The 16,924-nt window shown below is 58.7% G+C and carries 13 protein-coding genes; 4 read left to right on the plus strand and 9 right to left on the minus strand.

Translation table 11 applies throughout. The features are described 5' to 3' along the window. Positions 1 to 149: 149 nt before the first annotated feature. Together DIE17_RS30835 and DIE17_RS30840 are read left to right on the plus strand one after the other, a co-directional pair. Positions 150 to 1,415, plus strand: a complete 1,266-nt coding sequence (locus DIE17_RS30835) for a glycosyltransferase WbuB (RefSeq protein ID WP_124893924.1) — start codon at positions 150 to 152, stop codon at positions 1,413 to 1,415. Between the two features lie 31 nt (positions 1,416 to 1,446). After that, positions 1,447 to 2,856: a UDP-glucose dehydrogenase family protein gene (locus DIE17_RS30840; protein WP_124921537.1), complete on the plus strand. Its 1,410-nt coding sequence runs from the start codon at positions 1,447 to 1,449 to the stop codon at positions 2,854 to 2,856. A 1,009-nt stretch (positions 2,857 to 3,865) separates the two neighbouring features. Here DIE17_RS30840 and DIE17_RS30845 read toward each other — a convergent pair. From DIE17_RS30845 to DIE17_RS30855, 3 genes are read right to left on the minus strand one after another with little or no spacing between them, the layout of a single operon-like run. Next, entirely contained in the window at positions 3,866 to 4,093 is a 228-nt protein-coding gene (locus DIE17_RS30845; RefSeq protein ID WP_124921538.1) for a hypothetical protein, read from the minus strand. Continuing rightward, on the minus strand, positions 4,090 to 4,947 hold the full coding sequence (locus tag DIE17_RS30850; protein WP_124921539.1) for a glycosyltransferase family 2 protein: 858 nt from the start codon (positions 4,945 to 4,947) through the stop codon (positions 4,090 to 4,092). Before DIE17_RS30850 ends, DIE17_RS30845 begins: the two co-directional genes overlap by 4 nt. After that, a complete protein-coding gene (locus tag DIE17_RS30855) occupies positions 4,937 to 5,494 on the minus strand; it encodes a putative colanic acid biosynthesis acetyltransferase (RefSeq protein ID WP_124921540.1) in 558 nt (185 codons plus the stop codon). The genes DIE17_RS30850 and DIE17_RS30855 overlap by 11 nt, the downstream gene beginning before the upstream one ends. A 490-nt stretch (positions 5,495 to 5,984) precedes the next feature. Between DIE17_RS30855 and DIE17_RS30860 the strand changes: the two genes are divergently transcribed. Both DIE17_RS30860 and DIE17_RS30865 read left to right on the plus strand, forming a co-directional pair. Continuing rightward, positions 5,985 to 9,485: a hypothetical protein gene (locus DIE17_RS30860; RefSeq protein WP_124921541.1), complete on the plus strand. Its 3,501-nt coding sequence runs from the start codon at positions 5,985 to 5,987 to the stop codon at positions 9,483 to 9,485. A 150-nt stretch (positions 9,486 to 9,635) separates the two neighbouring features. Beyond that, entirely contained in the window at positions 9,636 to 10,769 is a 1,134-nt protein-coding gene (locus DIE17_RS30865) for an acyltransferase (RefSeq protein ID WP_124921542.1), read from the plus strand. Positions 10,770 to 10,853: 84 nt separating this feature from the next. Here DIE17_RS30865 and DIE17_RS30870 read toward each other — a convergent pair whose 3' ends face one another. From DIE17_RS30870 to DIE17_RS38340, 6 genes are read right to left on the minus strand one after another with little or no spacing between them, the layout of a single operon-like run. Further along, positions 10,854 to 11,348 carry a hypothetical protein gene (locus tag DIE17_RS30870; RefSeq protein ID WP_124921543.1) on the minus strand — a complete coding sequence of 165 codons (495 nt, stop codon included), beginning with the start codon at positions 11,346 to 11,348 and terminating at the stop codon, positions 10,854 to 10,856. A gap of 8 nt (positions 11,349 to 11,356) precedes the next feature. Then, a complete protein-coding gene (locus DIE17_RS30875; protein WP_124921544.1) occupies positions 11,357 to 12,502 on the minus strand; it encodes a glycosyltransferase in 1,146 nt (381 codons plus the stop codon). Between the two features lie 47 nt (positions 12,503 to 12,549). Next, positions 12,550 to 13,704: a glycosyltransferase gene (locus DIE17_RS30880; protein WP_124921545.1), complete on the minus strand. Its 1,155-nt coding sequence runs from the start codon at positions 13,702 to 13,704 to the stop codon at positions 12,550 to 12,552. 31 nt (positions 13,705 to 13,735) lie between these two features. Then, the gene (locus tag DIE17_RS30885; protein WP_124921546.1) at positions 13,736 to 15,100 is read right to left on the minus strand and encodes a hypothetical protein; all 1,365 of its coding nucleotides are present in this window, start codon (positions 15,098 to 15,100) and stop codon (positions 13,736 to 13,738) included. After that, the gene (locus tag DIE17_RS30890) at positions 15,100 to 16,308 is read right to left on the minus strand and encodes a glycosyltransferase family 4 protein (protein WP_124921547.1); all 1,209 of its coding nucleotides are present in this window, start codon (positions 16,306 to 16,308) and stop codon (positions 15,100 to 15,102) included. The genes DIE17_RS30885 and DIE17_RS30890 overlap by 1 nt, the downstream gene beginning before the upstream one ends. Next, the gene (locus DIE17_RS38340; protein WP_124921548.1) at positions 16,298 to 16,921 is read right to left on the minus strand and encodes an acyltransferase; all 624 of its coding nucleotides are present in this window, start codon (positions 16,919 to 16,921) and stop codon (positions 16,298 to 16,300) included. The genes DIE17_RS30890 and DIE17_RS38340 overlap by 11 nt, the downstream gene beginning before the upstream one ends. Positions 16,922 to 16,924 lie beyond the last annotated feature (3 nt).

A 16,924-nucleotide genomic window follows, 5' to 3' on the forward strand; every position in this document is an offset into this window, starting at 1 on the left:
GCCCGCAGCGTGCAATCTCGCCCACGATTCGCACGGCCGCCGCAGACGATTGGCGGCACCGATCAACATTCTGTCGGACTCGCACGATAAGCATTACCGACAATGCGCTTATAACGCACCGCACCATTTTTATCTTTCGCTGTGAGCCGATGAAGATCCTCGTATACGGCATCAACTACGCGCCCGAGCTGACCGGCATCGGCAAGTACACCGCCGAAATGGCGGAAACGCTCGTCGAAAAAGGCCATACCGTGCGCGTCGTGTGTGCACCGCCGTACTACCCCGAATGGCGGGTCGCCAGCGGCTACTCGGCGCTCAGCTACTCGACCGAACGCCGCAGCGGCGTCGCGCTTTGGCGCGCACCGTTGTGGGTTCCGTCGCGACCGAGCGGTGCGCGCCGCATCGCGCATCTCGCGAGCTTCGCGCTTTCGAGCTTCCCCGTCATGCTGCGGCATGCGTTCTGGCGGCCCGACGTCGTCGTGTGCATCGCGCCGAGCCTGCTGAACGCGCCAGCCGGCTGGCTCGTCGCACGGTTGACCGGCGCCCACGCGTGGATCCATATCCAGGATTACGAGGTCGATGCGGCGTTCAGCCTCGGAATGCTCAAGGGATCTCTGCTGAAGCGCGCCGTGCTTGCCATCGAGCGTACGCTGCTGAAGCGCTTCGATACCGTGTCGACGATCTCCGGGAAGATGGTCGAGCACGCGCTGCGCAAGGGGATTCATTCGAGCAAGCTCGTGCATTTCTCGAACTGGGCCGACACCCACTCGATCTATCCGCTCAAACGGCCGAGCGAGCTGCGAACGGCGTTGTACATCTCTCCCGCCGCGACGGTAGTGCTCTATTCCGGCAACATGGGTGCCAAGCAAGGGCTGGATATTCTCGCCGACGCGGCCCAGCGACTCGTATCGCGCGACAATCTGGTGTTCGTCTTCTGCGGCAACGGGCCGGCGCGCGCCGAACTCCTCATGCGCTGCGGCGGCCTCAGCAACTGCCGCTTCATCGAGCTGCAGCCTATCGGCCGGCTCAACGAGCTGCTGAACCTGGCCGACATTCACGTCCTCCCGCAACGCGCCGACGCTGCCGACCTCGTCATGCCGTCGAAGCTGACCGGGATGTTCGCGAGCGGACGGCCCGTGATCGCGATGGCGAGCCCGGGAACCGAGCTGCATGACGTGGTCGCGCCGCGCGGGATCGTCGTGCCGCCGGGCGATCCCGAAACGCTTGCATCGAGTATCGACGCGCTCGCCGCCAATGCGGCCGAGCGCACCCGCCTGGGACAGGCCGGGCGCAGATTCGCCGAGGCCGTCCTGTCGCGTGACGCGGTGTTGAGCGAATTCGACACCAGGTTGCGCGCATTGCGCCCCGAGCCGTCCAATGCCGACGTGTCAGGCGCACGGCATCCGGATTTTTGAACCCGCAATCGATTCCTCTCCATACGGCAACATGAAAATCACCATCATCGGTACCGGTTACGTAGGCCTCGTGACGGGCGCATGCCTTGCCGAAATCGGCAACGACGTGTTTTGCGTCGACGTCGATCAACGCAAGATCGATATCCTGAACGGCGGCGGCGTACCGATTCACGAACCCGGCTTGAAAGAGCTGATCGATCGCAATCGTGCGAGCCGCCGGCTGCAGTTCTCGACCGACATCGAAGCCAGCGTCGCGCACGGCGACATCCAGTTCATCGCGGTCGGCACGCCGCCCGACGAGGATGGCTCCGCCGATCTGCAGTACGTGCTCGCCGCCGCGCGCAATATCGGACGGTATATGAGCGGGCCGAAGGTGGTGGTCGACAAGTCGACCGTTCCGGTCGGCACCGCGCTGCACGTGCACGATGCGATCGCAACCGAGCTGACCCGCCGCGGCCTGCGCCACGAATTCTCGGTCGTGTCGAATCCGGAGTTCCTGAAGGAAGGCGCTGCCGTCGACGATTTCATGCGGCCCGATCGTATCGTGATCGGCACCGACGCCGACGAGGCCGGCGAGCATGCACGCGAACAGATGAAGCGGCTGTATGCGCCGTTCAACCGCAATCACGAGCGTACGCGCTACATGGACGTGCGCTCGGCGGAATTCACCAAGTATGCGGCGAATGCGATGCTGGCGACGCGGATCTCGTTCATGAACGAGCTCGCGAATCTTGCAGATCGCGTCGGCGCGGATATCGAAGCCGTGCGCCGGGGGATCGGGTCGGATCCGCGGATCGGGTATGACTTCCTTTACGCCGGTGTGGGTTACGGTGGTTCGTGTTTTCCGAAGGATGTGCGAGCGCTGGTGCAAACCGCTGCCGAGTATGGGCAGTCGCTGCGCATTCTGGAAGCCGTCGAGGCGGTCAACGATGCGCAGAAGAAGGTGCTGCTCGAGAAGATCTCGGAACGCTTCGGGGATGACCTGTCGGGGCTCACGTTCGGGGTGTGGGGACTCGCGTTCAAGCCCAATACCGATGACATGCGCGAAGCGCCGAGCCGTGAGCTCGTGGTTGGGCTTCTGAAGCGTGGTGCGAACGTGCGTGCTTATGATCCTGTTGCGACGGATGAGGCGCGGCGCGTGCTTGCGCTCGATCTGAGCGATGATCCGGCCGCGCATTCGCGACTCGAGTTCGTGACGACGTCGGAAGAGGCCGCTGCAGGGGCCGATGCGCTCGTGATCGTCACGGAGTGGAAGGTGTTCAAGAGCCCGAATTTTGCGGCGCTCGTCGAGTTGCTCAGCGAGCCGGTGATTTTCGATGGGCGGAATCTTTATGAGCCGGAGACTATGCGGGAGTTGGGGGTCGAGTATTACAGTATTGGGCGGGCGGGTGTGGGGGGAGCGCGTGAAGCGGCGAGGACATTGAGAGTCGCAAAAGGGTGAAAATGACGCCCGGGAGTTCATGGACGCGGTCCCGTCGCGACTGCCTTTGGCAAGGATGCGTGCGTTTATCGAGGTAATGCGGGAGAGGATCGAGAAGATGCGAGAGTGAACCGAAACGAACCACTAACTTCCCGGCCGCACACCGTGTTCCGGACCTTTTCGAATTTTCGAACCTCGGAATGCCATCCAGGTCAGGCGACGGCAGATTTGATGCCCAGGAAAAACACGTCCACACGAATCGCATCGCCTGGATCCAATGCGAACTGCAGCAGAATCCCATAGCCACGCCGCTCATTTCTGAAGAACTTGCCAAGGTCGTCGTGGCGATCAACTACCTCTAATGAAGCGGACATATCGGCAAGCACAATTTGCCGGCGCGAAAGCGGATCTCAGTTTGGCGTTCCGAATTTGAGAGTTGTGCGCGATTGCAGACATCCGACGCATCGACATCTAGCGTCACCGTATCTTGTTGCGCTGAGCCTCTGGATCGTCGACATGCCTCTGTCGTTGATTGTCGCGGCGGCGTGCCTTTCAAGACTTTCACTCGTCAAGAGCACGGCCTCGAGCAACGGACAATCGCATTGTTGCTGCCGATCGTCGCAGGGGAAGCCAGCGTATCCAGTGCAGGGGGTGCTCGCGCCGCATCTTCCGGCGAAAATTGCGCAACAGGTCGTCGGCGCGGGTTACATGCTTTGGGTTTAGTTTGTGCCGCTTGCGTTCTCGATCTTGGCGATCGACGTGGTCCACCTGATCATTGATAAGCTTCCCTTCCCCGTGAATTCGGCGTCACGAGCCGGCCACCCTCTGTCCGATCGGAACGGGTGCGATCGATCTCATTACCTCGGCGACGCTGCCACGAAGGTCTCCGCACAAATTAGCCTGGAAGGTGGGACGACACTGGCGAGCAACTTCGGTGTATTCGGTACATTGCTGCTTTAAGGCGCCGGCCTCTGGTGGCTTGCTACTGCATTGCTCGTCATGCGGCACTCCCGCCGGGAAGGTCTCCCGTTCAACCTCGGTTGGTGAGGCTGACCTTTCCTGTTGGCGTCTTCAGGTTCGCCAGGTTCGGCCTTGCACGCACACCGGTCTCCACGATTTCACGGATATCGGAATTCTGTTCGCGTTGATGCTCGGTGTGCCCTGAATCAATGTTGCTTACCGCACGATTCGCGGGTGGTTGCGTGATGAGTTGTTCCGAGCGCCCTGCCACATAGGTAACTAACCCAATGGTCATCATCGATCGGAGACGGCGCCGGCGGCGTCCTGCCTGTTGATCTGATCCGTTTTCACAATGATCAAATATTCGTAGATGGACTGGAGTGCCGCATACGTGAGCCCAGCCTTTCCGTCCAGAAATCCCCGTTTTCCCACGTAGAGCAACAGGAATTTCGCCAGCGGCCGCATCGGAATACGATAGAAAATTTCCTTTTGATGGAATCGTCGCTCATGAAAATCACGACTCGTCAGTGCCTTGATTAGACTGAATGATGCTTGGCCTCGTCGATTCTCGACAATCTGCATGGCTTCCAGCGTGCTATAGCTGTTGTGCCGGGCAACCCAGTGATCAAGCCCCTTGCTGAACGGAAAATGATCGAGGTAACCCGCGATGCGTGCACTCGGCCCGTCCGGAATCGAGATCGGATTCACGAGGCGTTCATATCGCATTCTCTCGGGGCGAAACAACCGGAGATAGTACGGTGACGTCTGGACATGCTTTAGCCAGGTTCCCATGAAGAAATCCCTTCGCTGAATACTGAACGCCACGACATCGCCAGCTGACGCCACTGCCTGTTTTGCGCTACGAACCAGTTCATCCGTCATCCGTTCGTCTGCGTCGATGTAGAACACCCACGGATGCTTGAACCGTATATTGGCAAGTCCCCAGTTCTGATGACTGGCCCAGTTGTCAAACGGACGTTGAGTGACCGTCGCACCGAATGCTTTCGCGATCTCGACTGTCGCGTCGGTACTCATCGAATCGTAAACGTGAATGTCGTCGCACCATGCGACGCTCTCGAGGCAACCTGGCAGATCGCGTGCCTCGTTCTTCGTGAGAATGATGACTGAGATACCGGATGGGTTAGGTGTCATGCTTCGTCCGCTTTCCAATTTTTCTTGCCGGCATCCCGGCATAAACCGCCCACGCTTCCAGTGGGCTGCGAGTCACGACCGAGCGGGCTGCAATCACGGCTCCGGCGGGAATGGTCACGCCCGGCGCAATAAATGCTTCCGCACATACCCACGTATGAGCTTGCAACACGATTGGCGCGGCAATCAACTGGAAATTTTTCGACTGATAATCGTGAGAACCGCCGCAGAGATGAGCTCCCTGAGAGACAACGCAATAGTCGCCGATGGTGACCACATCCATGTTGTAGATCGTCACACCGTCGGCGACGCCCACGCGATCCCCTATGTGAAGATTCCACGGCGCCCAGACACGCACGGCCGGATAGACATGCACGTGTTCGCCGATGCGCGCACCGAAAATCCTAAGCAACGCGGCACGCCATGCATGACATGGTCTGGGACTCGGACGGAACAGCAGCAGCCACGCCCAGTTCCATATTTGGCGCATCACGCGATTGCGCAGCGTGAACGATGGGGAGACAGTCGGATCGTTGCCCTGGATGATCATCGTCGTTTGAAGGTGCCGGTTCTCGACCATGCAGTGCCGAACTATCAAAGCACCACATTCGCGTCTCGCGAGGTCACCGCAGCATGGTCGTGTCGAGCAAGAACGCTTGCGCAAAGCTCGCCTCGTCCGAAACGAGCGTGGCGACCCTTGTATCGGAGTACGTGGAAATCACGTGATGAATCGCGCGAATCGAACTGATGACGAACAATACCATCGGACCATTCTTAGGCCGGCCATATTCCTGTCAGCTTTCGCCATTGACAACACGGACCGTGCTGGAGTTTGCTGCCGGATCAGGAACGACAAGCGCGCCGCTTCGACGACGCATTGGCGGAAATCGACTCTATCCAACGCATGCGCACTTAGGAAATCTCTACTATTCTTGCGGAACCGTTGCGCCTCAGTGTCGCCGACGTCAACGCATCGGTCATACGTCAAGCGCACAATGCTCCGGCGCGGGCGCGCTGCCGCCCTGTTCAAGGTGATCCGCATGCAAGGAAAGGTTGCATCACGATTGTGCAGCTTCGTTATCACGATTGCCGGGATGCTAACAAGTGCCCCGAGTATCGCGGAATCGACTTCGCCGCCGCAACTCGCCGCCACGACATCGTCATCCATTCCGATTTCGATTCCAATCCGATTTTCGATCGCGCAAGCTGGATTTGTGACGCTAGTTATCGACGATCAAAACGGCAAGCGTGTCAGGAACCTCATCAGCGAAACCCGGTTTCCTGCCGGAAACCATATCGCGTGGTGGGACGGCCTTGACGATCGAGGCCGCGACACCGATGCTGCGGCGCATGGTCAGTATCACATCCCCGGGAAAACCGTCGCTCCAGGTCGATATCTCGTGCGCGGCCTGGTTCGACCTTCTATCAGGATCGCTTATGAACTCACACCATATAGCAATGGTGTCCCTCCATGGCAAACGAAGGATCGCAGCAGTGAATGGCTTGCAAACCATTCGGCACCGAGTTCAGTGCTCTTCATCCCGGCAGGAACGATTTCGGACCCTGCAGGAGTGCGGTCCGCTAACATCGGGCAGGTGATTGTCGGCAGCTACTTCACCGAAGGCGGAAGCAGTCTTGCGTGGCTCGACCTCGATGGACGTAAGCGTTGGGGGCAAATGTGGATCGGCGGCAACTGGACAGGTGCCACCCAATTGGCGCGGGATACAGGTGTACACCCGTTGAAGGACGTCTATGCTTACGCTGCGACGTCGTGGCATGGCGACAAATACAATGGCAATGTTCGCGAGCTACGCTTGAACGCGCTGCTTTCGCATCCTCGATCAAAACCCAAAGATGGCCGTTTGGGTACGGGCGAAGATGTGCCGGTGCTCGACCAGCCGTACCGTATACCAATGCCGGCGGATGCAAACGCGTCGGATGTGACTGGTTATACGCAGAGATTCGATCTCACGGGGCTCGCCGCACATGATGGCGTGGTGGTCGTTGCATTTGGCCAACTTAATCAATTGCTATTTATCGATGCCGCGCGGAAGACTGTACTCGGTACCAGCAACGTTCCCGACCCGCGCGGATTGTCGTTCGATACGTCCGGGCGCCTGCTCGTTCTGACCACGCACGACGTCTTGCGCTTCCGTATATCAGAGACCTCGCCGGCAAAGCTGACCGTACCGGACGTACTGGTCAAGGCTAGCCTCGACGATCCGCAGTATATATACGTGGACGACAACGGGACTCTGTACATCAGCGATTGGGGGCAAAGCCATCAGGTCAAGGTCTTCAGTGCAGGTGGCAAGTTGCTGCGCACGATAGGACATCCTGGTAAGCCATCCCTCGGACCTTATGACCCACTTCATATGAACCACCCCGCGGGCGTCACGCTCGACGAACGCGGACACCTTTGGGTTGCCGAAAGCGATAAAACACCAAAAAGGGTTAGCGTCTGGAATGCTTCTGACGGTCGCTTCGTCAACGCGTTCTATGGCCCGAGCCGTTACGGCGGCGGCGGTGCCGTCGATCCAATTGACTCAACACGCATGTTCTACGCGGACGAAGGCGGCGGAATGGAATTCCGGATCGACCCGAACGGTGGAACAAGCGTTCCGCAAGCTATCTACTTCAGGACCGAAAATGGTGACATTGGATTGACCGGCAAAGGAACCGGTACGATGCCCGAATACCCGATCCATCGAAACGACTCGCTCTACTTGACCAACGCGCACGCGTCAGAAGTCAGTGGACCGCCGAGCGCGATACTCTGGCGCATCGACAAAGGAATCGCACACCCGGTCGCGGCGGCGGGCAGTACGCTGGACGGCGCAGGAAAGTTGCTGCCCGCATTCTCGTCGCCCGCCATGCGACAACGCATGCCGACGGGTGTTGCGCCAGACAGGCAATCGCTTCTGTTCATCTGGTCCGACGAAAACGGCAACGGGCGCCTCGATGCCGACGAAGTCCAGTTCCTGTCGCCGACGCCAACCGGAAAAAACGGAACGCTCGTCGGCGGCGTGGGTATCGGCAACGACCTGTCTTTTACAATCGCGAACGTCGGTGACGTTGCGCTACGCTTTGCGCCAACCCGGATCTCGGCACAAGGCGTTCCCCAGTACACCATTCAGAGCGGCGACGTTCTCGCACGGAACGTGCAACCTCCAGCCAGCTCTGGGGGCGGACAAGTCCTAGTCGGCAAAGGCGGTTGGGTCGTGCTGACCACGCCTGCTGCCCCATTGGGGCCGCAAGGCGTTGGCGGCTCGCGCAACGGTACGGCAGTGTGGTCATACCCGAGCTTATGGCCCGGCCTCCACGCATCGCACATCGCCCCCCTTCCCGAGTCTCCTGGTGAGCTGATCGGTACGACCCGCGTGCTAGGCAATCCGATCGACGCACCAGCGCCGTCGGATGCCGGACAGTTATGGGCCATTAACGGCAACGAGGGGCAAGTTTACCTGTTCACGATAGATGGCCTGTTCGTCGCTACGCTGTTCCGGGATGCCAGAAGCCAATTCGATCCGCTACCACTGCGCGGCATACGAGGCACGGATTTCACATCGACGAGCCTCCTCCCTGAGAGTTTTCATTCGATCCTGACAGCGACTGACGACGGCAAGATCTACCTCCAGGCCGGACATACCGGTTCACTGTTTAGGCTCTACGGTCTCGACGGAATACGACGTTTGCGTGATGCTGCAATCACCGTCACGGCGCGGCAACTTGCAGATGCACAGCGTCAAGTCATGCTCGACGAAATTGCCAGTTCCGCGTCGAGGACGACGCAACCCAGTGTTCTCGAAGTTGAACGTGTATCCGACGACAGCGCCGCGTCACTCGCCACCGGCCCGCGCTGGCCAGATGAGACAACCCGCTGGGTCACCATCGATGTGCGAAATATTCTCGTTGGAAGTTGGGCACGCCGTCAGGTCGATACGGACGCAGCGCTCGCGATCTCGCCTAACCGCTTGCTGATCGCGGTGCGAACCGACGATCCTGCGCTGCTGGAGAATAGCGGTGATGCACTACAGAACTTATTCAAGACTGGTGGCGGAATCGACCTGATGCTGGGTACCGACGCCAGTGCGTCGCGAGATCGAACGCTCGCAGTCGAAGGTGACGAGCGCCTGCTTGTCGCACGTGTTGAAGGCAAAAAAACCGCGGTGTTGTATCGCCCCGTCGAACCGGGAAGCACCAGCAATTCGGCGACCTTCAGCTCGCCGCTTCGAACGATCCGGTTCGATCAAGTCACCGACGTCAGCGACCAGTTGGAATTGACGCAAGACGTCGAACGAAGCCCCACCAGTGGGACCAAACGGTTCATCTATAGGATCTCAATTCCACTGAAGACCTTACGACTCGTCGCGCCTGCTGGCACGAGTCTAAAAGGCGATATCGGCGTGCTGCGAGGAAACGGAATCGAGACACTTCAGCGCTCGTATTGGTCAAACAAGGCGACGGGGCTGGTAAGTGACGTGCCAAGCGAAGCCGAGCTCACCCCGAAACTGTGGGGTGATATTCATTTCTCCCGCTGATGCCGTCGACCGCACGCCACCATGCCTGCGTAGCTGCAATCGCCCAGATGTTGTCGGATTGCGAACGTCGATAGCCTCTACACTTTCCAACAAGTTGCGCGCCCTATAGGTGTGTGTCAGAACGAGCCGAGCAAGTCGACCGGAGTAGTAATGCACAATCACGAGAAATTCGATGCTTTCCGTGGCGCCTCAGCGCTGTTCGTCGGTTTATCACACATCTGCCAGATCTACTTTGTCAGACTGATCGGCCAGGAGCATCCGGCATGGATTCTGTCGCGCACACTGGGATTGCACGCGGTGATCGTATTTTTTTTGCTGAGCGGCTATCTGATTACGCTCAGCATCCTGAAGAACAACGAATCGACCGGTGGCTTCGGAATTAGAGAGTTCTTCGCCGCGCGCATCGCGCGCATCTATCCACCGTTCGTTGCCAGCCTCGTTGTGATAGTGCTCTGTTGGCTCACATTGCACACATTGCATCTTCCCGGTTCGAGTACACGGTTCGGTTTGCCAACCGACGCCTATGCTGTTCCCGCCATGACCCTATCATCGCGCGAATTCGTAGAGTCCTTTGTGATGCTCAAGGGCATGACCCGCGCAAATCCGCCGCTCTGGTCGCTGTATCTTGAAGTCTGGAGCTATGTGATCGCGTTCTTCTTCGCACTAGGCTGCTTCGCACGCCATCGCGGCCTCCGTACGGTGGCACTCACAATCGCCGTGACAGCGGCCATCGCTGCGTCGATTGGAAAGGAGAGTTTCGCCTTCTTCTTCGCGATCTGGTCATACGGCGCAGCAGCTTGCCTGATGACGCATTATCGCTACCGATATCGCAATGCGGTGCTGGCAACAGCCAGCATCGTCGGCGTGGTCCTGATCGCCAAGCTCGCGGCAACCAACCCGCGGATGATTGCTGCGGCATTCCCGGTTCGCTCGATCGAGTTGACCGCCGGTGCTGCTTTTGCCTTCCTATACGGCTACCTACTATTCGGCTGGCGCGCGCTCGATCGCGCCTATCCCCGCTGGCTGGTTCGGACCGGTGATTTTTCCTATACGCTGTATGTCGTACATTTTCCGATTTTAGCGCTTGTGTTGGCCTTCTCGCTCGGCTGGATCGGCACGTCTCTGTATCGGTCGGCCGCGTGTGGCACCGTTGCCTTCGCGATCGCTATCGTGTTTGCACGGGCGCTCGCGAAGTTCGTCGAGCGCCCGAAATATTTCAAGGCACTGCTACTGTCTGCGCGATTTCCGATCGGCGGCTCCGAATCGCTGCGACGCGGACAATAGAAGTAGCAAGCAGCAACGTAGCGCCAGTCGCGACACCCCGCTGCCTGCCCGCAGGGGACGCGATATGCGGGACAACGTTCCCTGCTACCAGGGGAGTGAGTAGACCGACAGCTTACTTACGCTGCCCTGCGAATATACGTCGGCCGGATAGATCGCCGGCATCTCGTCAGACACCCTTGCCGCACGTGCCTCCCTGCGCACTTTGAATCTCACACCAGCGCTACGATCAACACCTGCTCGAACAGATGCGAGTGCCAGCCGTTCGGTTGGCGTCGGCGGAATATCGGTCAATTTGTCGTATGCGCGAGGCGCAGGCATTTCTTCAGGCGCCCCGAAGCTCGCCAGTTTGGCGTCGTCATACCCCGGCGGACCGCCAAGTAACGAATCCGGTACCGTGCCGCCGGTCGCTACAGGCGTGCGGGGCCCGTTCGCAGCAATGCTTGTCGATACGCCGACATGCTTCGCCGAATCGATACGAAGCGCCTTTCCTGTTTGGGCCTCAACTACCACGCTCGAAAGTGCCAACGCCATGCACAGCGATACTCGAGTAATGTTCGTTTGCATACAGATCGCAATCATCCCGGCTCCTATTGTCCGCCGACAATCCGCAAATAGCTTAACGCGACCTGTTCGATATGGAACTTCTCGTTGAAGCACGCGAGCGCTCTCTCACGCATCAGTTGCTTGGTCGCATCCGTCGTATTCACCCAGTTCCGGAGCACCTCGGTCACGCCTTCCACCGTGTCGCTTGCCGCGTACCCGGCTCCATATTCAATGATCTCGCGCCAGATATTTACCTTGTCGGTAATCAGCACCGGTACGCCACACCCTAATGCCTCCGCCACGGCGATACCGAAGTTCTCCTGATGCGACGGCAGGCAAAACACGTCGGCGGAGTACATCAGGTTCCACTTGTCGCGCCCAGTCACCATGCCAGCCCATGTGATGTCCCGATCAATTCCAAGGCGGACAGCTTCAGCACACAGCCGTTCTACTAACCCGCTTTCGTCGGGCCCCGCAATTATCAATCGATACTCGCTCCGCAACGCTCCTAGTGCCGCGAACGCGCTCACCAGCAGATCGCAACCCTTCTTTTCGTGAATACGTCCGAGAAACAGGATGATCTTCCTCGAGTCCGCCGACTTCCCTGTGTCGGGCAAATGGCGGCCAGGCTCGGCAACCGGCGGTGGCGCGGTACCGTAGACCGTCACGGCTTCGTTCGCACGGTACAGCGGAAACGACGTGCGCGCGAGCACACGCTCTGTCTCACTCGTAAAAACGATCGATTTCGCGTGATTCACCACCCTTCGCTCGATTACGAGCCAGTACAGCAACTTCTTCAGGTACTTGATCGGATAAACCTTGTTGAACCATGGATCCAGCATGCCGTGCGAATACACAAAGTACGGGATCGTGCAGCGACTTAATGCCGCCCGTACCGCAGCGCCGTGAAACTGCCAGAGGCCATTCACCACAACCGCGTCGTACTCTGACGCGTGCTCCTCTAGCCATCGGGTCAATTTTGGATTGAAGCCGTATTTTCCCTTGCCCTTTCCCAGGCGAATCACTCGACCAAACGGACCGTTGCTCGGCGCATCCCGCTCATCGTCGTCCAGACACGCTATATCGATGCTGTGCCCCAGCAGTTTGACTTGTGCCGCCAGACGCGTCACACCTTCGATCGGGCCGCCTCCGGTTGCATCGATCGACGAAATAACATGAAGAAGCCTCAATCGCCCACCTCGATTAATCATCGCATATCAATTTACACAATATTCCACTATGCATTCAGCAAGCGCCTGACCGCATCTTCCATTCCGTGCTCGCCGAACATCGTTTCGGCACGCGATTGCGCTCGTTTGATGGCATTTCGGCTTGCTCCGTACAACTCGGCCGCGTTTCGCAGTAGCTCAACGAGTGTAGAAAGATCATCTCCGACGACGTGCAGCGCGTCGGTAATCTCACTGATTCCTATGTCCGGCAGAGATGTCGACAGCACTAGCCGCCCTGACGCGACATACTCCATGACCTTGAACGGAAATACGCCACCGCTCATCTTCTCGATCGGACTATGAAGGTTGAGCAACACATCGCATGCGGAGATCCTTTCGAATAACTGGTCATCGGGGAGAACTCCGTGGAAGGTTAATGTGCTGGAACGCCGCGCTGCAGCCTCGAACGCGCCGGACAGCGGACCAGCTCCGCATACATGGATCTCGAGCGTGGGATCAGCATATTCCGCCAGCGCCAGCACCTTCCCCGCTCCCTTTTCAGCGTTGAGACTCCCGAAATATCCAACAACGATCTTTCCCCGCGTCGGGTCCGAAAACGGCGCGCGCTGCGCGCATGCAATCGTCAGTTTCCGCGAAACCACACCGGGGCATAGCATCGTTCGACAACCACTTCGCTCGGCTTCTCGGCTCTGCAGCGCCTTGTTGACGGCGAGGCACAGCACCGGCTTCGGTAACACATAACGCCATGCCATCCAGTCGAGAGTCGATTTCGGATGCATCGTGCGTCTCGCCAGCACCCAGTCCTCGAACTCCAGGACAACACCCTTTCCGTATCGGCGATGCAACGCTCTTGCAAGCATCGATTCGAGTGCGTATGGGTTGTATATCCATATCAACGATGGTTTGCCATGTCGCCCAATCTCTCGGACGATGGCATTCACTTCAAGCAGATTAAGCATCTTTCCGACCGGCCGAACCGGATACGTACGCAACGATATCTCACGGATGCGGGAGCCGGCCAGAGTCCACTCGCGCACACGGCGCTCCTGCCAAGCGCTTTCGTTATGCGCTGTATTGACCAGCAGTACATCGCGCGACAAGCGTCCCAGCAGTCCGAGGAAAAACTCGATCTTTCTAACTGCGCCCAGGCTGGTATGGGCGATTCGGTCGGGCGGACTGTAGGCCGCGATGAATACGATCATAATTTTCGTTTCCGTCGATTGAGCGACACGATCATCGCGGCCTCACTTCGCCCGCAATCAGCGCGCGAGGGGCTCGATAGGCCGACACTGCCGCCGCCGTGCGCGCCTCCAGACGGTCTCCCCAGAAGAGTGTTCCGAAGCCTACGAAGAACGACGTCAGCAGAAAATAGTGTTCTAGGACATTTCCGCCGTTGAATGTCACCATCGTGATGATCAACAACGCCCAGTATCGGGCCTTAAGGGAGCGATTCCATTTCGGCTTTACCTTGCATAGAAAGGCAAACATGCCACTCGCAAATACCAAAAGACCCGCGATGCCAGTCTGGAAAATCAGCGTGATGAACGCGTTGTCGATCAACCAGTTGAAGCGGAATTGTTTCGGATCAATGCCACTCGCTTGCAGATATCCAACCGCAGTATTGGTTCCTATACCCAGGCCACGTCCGACAAACAGCTCGTCGAGATCTGCATTCTCCAGATCCGACAAGGTCGTCACCGCGTTGGAAATCCGACCGCCTTTCTCTAGCTGCGAGCCGACAATGTCACCACGGCCAGCCGCAGCCATTAGCGACACGTAGCCGGCTGCAGCGGCACCCAGTGCAAAAGGCACGATGAAAACCGTGAGCAACATCTTCTTGCTCCTCTCGGCGCCTTCAGCGATCAGTTCCCAGCAAAGCACGGCAGCTAGCAACGCAATCGATAAGACCGCAAATCGTGTACCCGATAGCAGAGCGGTCAGGAATGCAGAAGCGATCAATGCGACACGCTGCCACGCATGCGCGCGATCGAGTAGCAAGGAGAAGATTGCGAGTGCAAGACCGAACATCCCGGCGATTCCGGCATTGCTGAACAATCCCGTCACACGACCTTGCACCAATACGACGTGCGATAGCGACGCGCCCAGCGACGCCTGCTTATTTGCGACATAGACATTGAGCATGCCGAGCACCAACAGCAGCACGATCAGCGTGCGCTGAACCGCCGGCGTCCGCGGGAAATCCCGCGAGAAGAGAAACAACCCAAACGAACAGTGGAGAAGCATCACCCAGCGGATACCAGCTGGCAGGAAAAACGCCGGACTAAGTTCGGCCACGAAGGCGATCAGACCAATGGATACGAGCGTTGCGATCCAGGCGAAGTAGAACGAGCAGATCTTCGAAATTTCGACGGTCTGTCTTCTCCGCAGTACGACGATAGGCCAATAGACGCCGAACCCGAATACGAACAGATCCTTGAGGTAGCGAGTCGGGCCCGCGCCATCCAGTGCGCCGGAATCGACCGTCCATAATTGGACATTTCCGCGAATGATCGAATCGATCGCCAGCGGCGCATACTGCGCCATCCCGACCACGAACAGCAAGGCGACGACATACGCAAAATAATGGGACCGCCGCATCACATCCTCGCTTCGATCATGTCTTTCATCAGTCGCCGGTATCGCTGCCAGTTGTAGACGTCCCGTACGAGCGCCCGCCCGCGTATACTCATGCCGGGAAACTGCTGGCGCGACGCGATCGCCTCGAGAATGCCTTCGCCGAGACTATCCATGCTGTCCTCCACCACGAATCCGCACACGCCCGCAACGTCTTCGATTCCCGTATAGGGCGTCACGACCAGCGGCAGGCCAAAACTCAACGCCTCGAGGCACGCGAGCGACAGCGACTCGGACAGCGACGGCATAACGAAAAGGTCCGCATTTCCATATAGTTCTCCAACTAGATTATGCGGAATCGTACCGTGAGTGATCCTCACGTTCCGTGGGATGGCGAGCGCGCTTAATTTCCCGACGAGGGAAGGTGCCAGTTCGCCCAGCACGCTGACCAGCATGGTGCCGCCGCCGAGTGCCGCCACCCAGCGCTCGCCCCAGGACTCGATGGCGGACAACAGGAGATGTCCGCCCTTGCGGATCGTATTCGCGCGCGCGACGACACGGAATTCTTGCCGCTCGCGAGCGGCGGTGTGTGGGACCGCGTGTTGCGGCTCAAAAAAAGCGCCGTACGGAATCTTGTAGATGTCACCTGGCGGAATACCGCCGCTCAACAACGAACGCTCATAGTACGTTGACGGTACCGTGATCACTTGCGCTTTCTGCAGGATCGCGTCGTTCTTCGATTCGTCATGGTCCGGGATGGGCAGTCCGAGAACACGATGGTGGGCTGCGATACGAGCCATCGCGCCATCCGTCTGGTTCAGGATCTGGTCGGACCAGATTCGAACGCCAACCTGCACTGCGGCATCGACCGTTCGCGGCATGTAGTCCTGCAACGTCACAAGCCACTCGAATCGACCTGCGGACTCCAGAACGTAGCGCGCGGTCATCCGGTCAAACGCATCGCGAAAGGCGATGGGCCGCGTTGTACCCAGCGCAGCACGCAGTAGTGTTGCCGCAAGCGGGCAACGCACGTTCGACGCGGGCAGCCCCGGATGTGCGTAGCCGCTCGCGCGGCGACCGGCATTCATTGGAAGTCGGGACAGCAATGCGGTCAACCCCTTGCTGTAAAACGGCGTCACGAACTGCACATTCCGTCCGGCCTCCGCGATCGCCGCGCCCAATTCGAACGCGTGGTGCTTGTACGGATGAGCAACGAGAACATCATTTCCCATACTCGCCTTCCAGCTTCGTCTGATTATTAGTCCCCACCCAAGCCTCGAAGGGCGCACTGAACAGCGCTGGGTCGTAGGTCAGTCTCTGAACTCGCTGTCTGGCAACAGGAGCCGCAGGGTTGCCGACCACAACTGTGTAAGGCGCGACGTCGGAGCGCACAACCGCACCGGCCCCGATCACCGCGCCGGTTCCGACATGGACGCCCGGAAGAATGGTCGCGTTGGTTGCAATCCATGCATAATCGTCGATCCGGACTTCGCGGGAGTACATGCGCCAGTGCGGATCGTCGAGTGCATGCGACGCCGTCAAGATATTGACCCCGTCGTTGATCACGACGCGGGACCCGATTGTGATCCTGTCATGCGCCGCCATCATCACGTTCTCGGAGACGAAACAGTGTGAACCGATGCTTATCCGAGCTGGCGATCCCTGGATCCTGAAGCGATAAAGCACCGACAGCTCCCCGATTTTCATGCCCTTCACGCGCAGCCGCGCCTGGATCAGTGCAAGCCGAACCAAGCGGCGCAACATCAGTGCGCGCTTTGCCCAAACCACCAACCAGCGACGCGACCCAAGGCGAGGACGCTCTCGATGGATCCACAAGTATTTCATCGC

This window comes from Burkholderia sp. Bp9099 (assembly GCF_003857805.1).
Lineage (GTDB): Bacteria > Pseudomonadota > Gammaproteobacteria > Burkholderiales > Burkholderiaceae > Burkholderia.

Excerpts from the sequence above, each read along its gene's own strand:
- DIE17_RS30835 (WP_124893924.1), top strand. The coding sequence starts at position 150 with ATGAAGATCCTCGTATACGGCATCAACTACGCGCCCGAGCTGACCGGC.
- DIE17_RS30840 (WP_124921537.1), top strand. The coding sequence starts at position 1,447 with ATGAAAATCACCATCATCGGTACCGGTTACGTAGGCCTCGTGACGGGC.
- DIE17_RS30845 (WP_124921538.1), bottom strand. The coding sequence starts at position 4,093 with ATGATGACCATTGGGTTAGTTACCTATGTGGCAGGGCGCTCGGAACAA.
- DIE17_RS30850 (WP_124921539.1), bottom strand. The coding sequence starts at position 4,947 with ATGACACCTAACCCATCCGGTATCTCAGTCATCATTCTCACGAAGAAC.
- DIE17_RS30855 (WP_124921540.1), bottom strand. The coding sequence starts at position 5,494 with ATGATCATCCAGGGCAACGATCCGACTGTCTCCCCATCGTTCACGCTG.
- DIE17_RS30860 (WP_124921541.1), top strand. The coding sequence starts at position 5,985 with ATGCAAGGAAAGGTTGCATCACGATTGTGCAGCTTCGTTATCACGATT.
- DIE17_RS30865 (WP_124921542.1), top strand. The coding sequence starts at position 9,636 with ATGCACAATCACGAGAAATTCGATGCTTTCCGTGGCGCCTCAGCGCTG.
- DIE17_RS30870 (WP_124921543.1), bottom strand. The coding sequence starts at position 11,348 with ATGATTGCGATCTGTATGCAAACGAACATTACTCGAGTATCGCTGTGC.
- DIE17_RS30880 (WP_124921545.1), bottom strand. The coding sequence starts at position 13,704 with ATGATCGTATTCATCGCGGCCTACAGTCCGCCCGACCGAATCGCCCAT.
- DIE17_RS30885 (WP_124921546.1), bottom strand. The coding sequence starts at position 15,100 with ATGCGGCGGTCCCATTATTTTGCGTATGTCGTCGCCTTGCTGTTCGTG.
- DIE17_RS30890 (WP_124921547.1), bottom strand. The coding sequence starts at position 16,308 with ATGGGAAATGATGTTCTCGTTGCTCATCCGTACAAGCACCACGCGTTC.
- DIE17_RS38340 (WP_124921548.1), bottom strand. The coding sequence starts at position 16,921 with ATGAAATACTTGTGGATCCATCGAGAGCGTCCTCGCCTTGGGTCGCGT.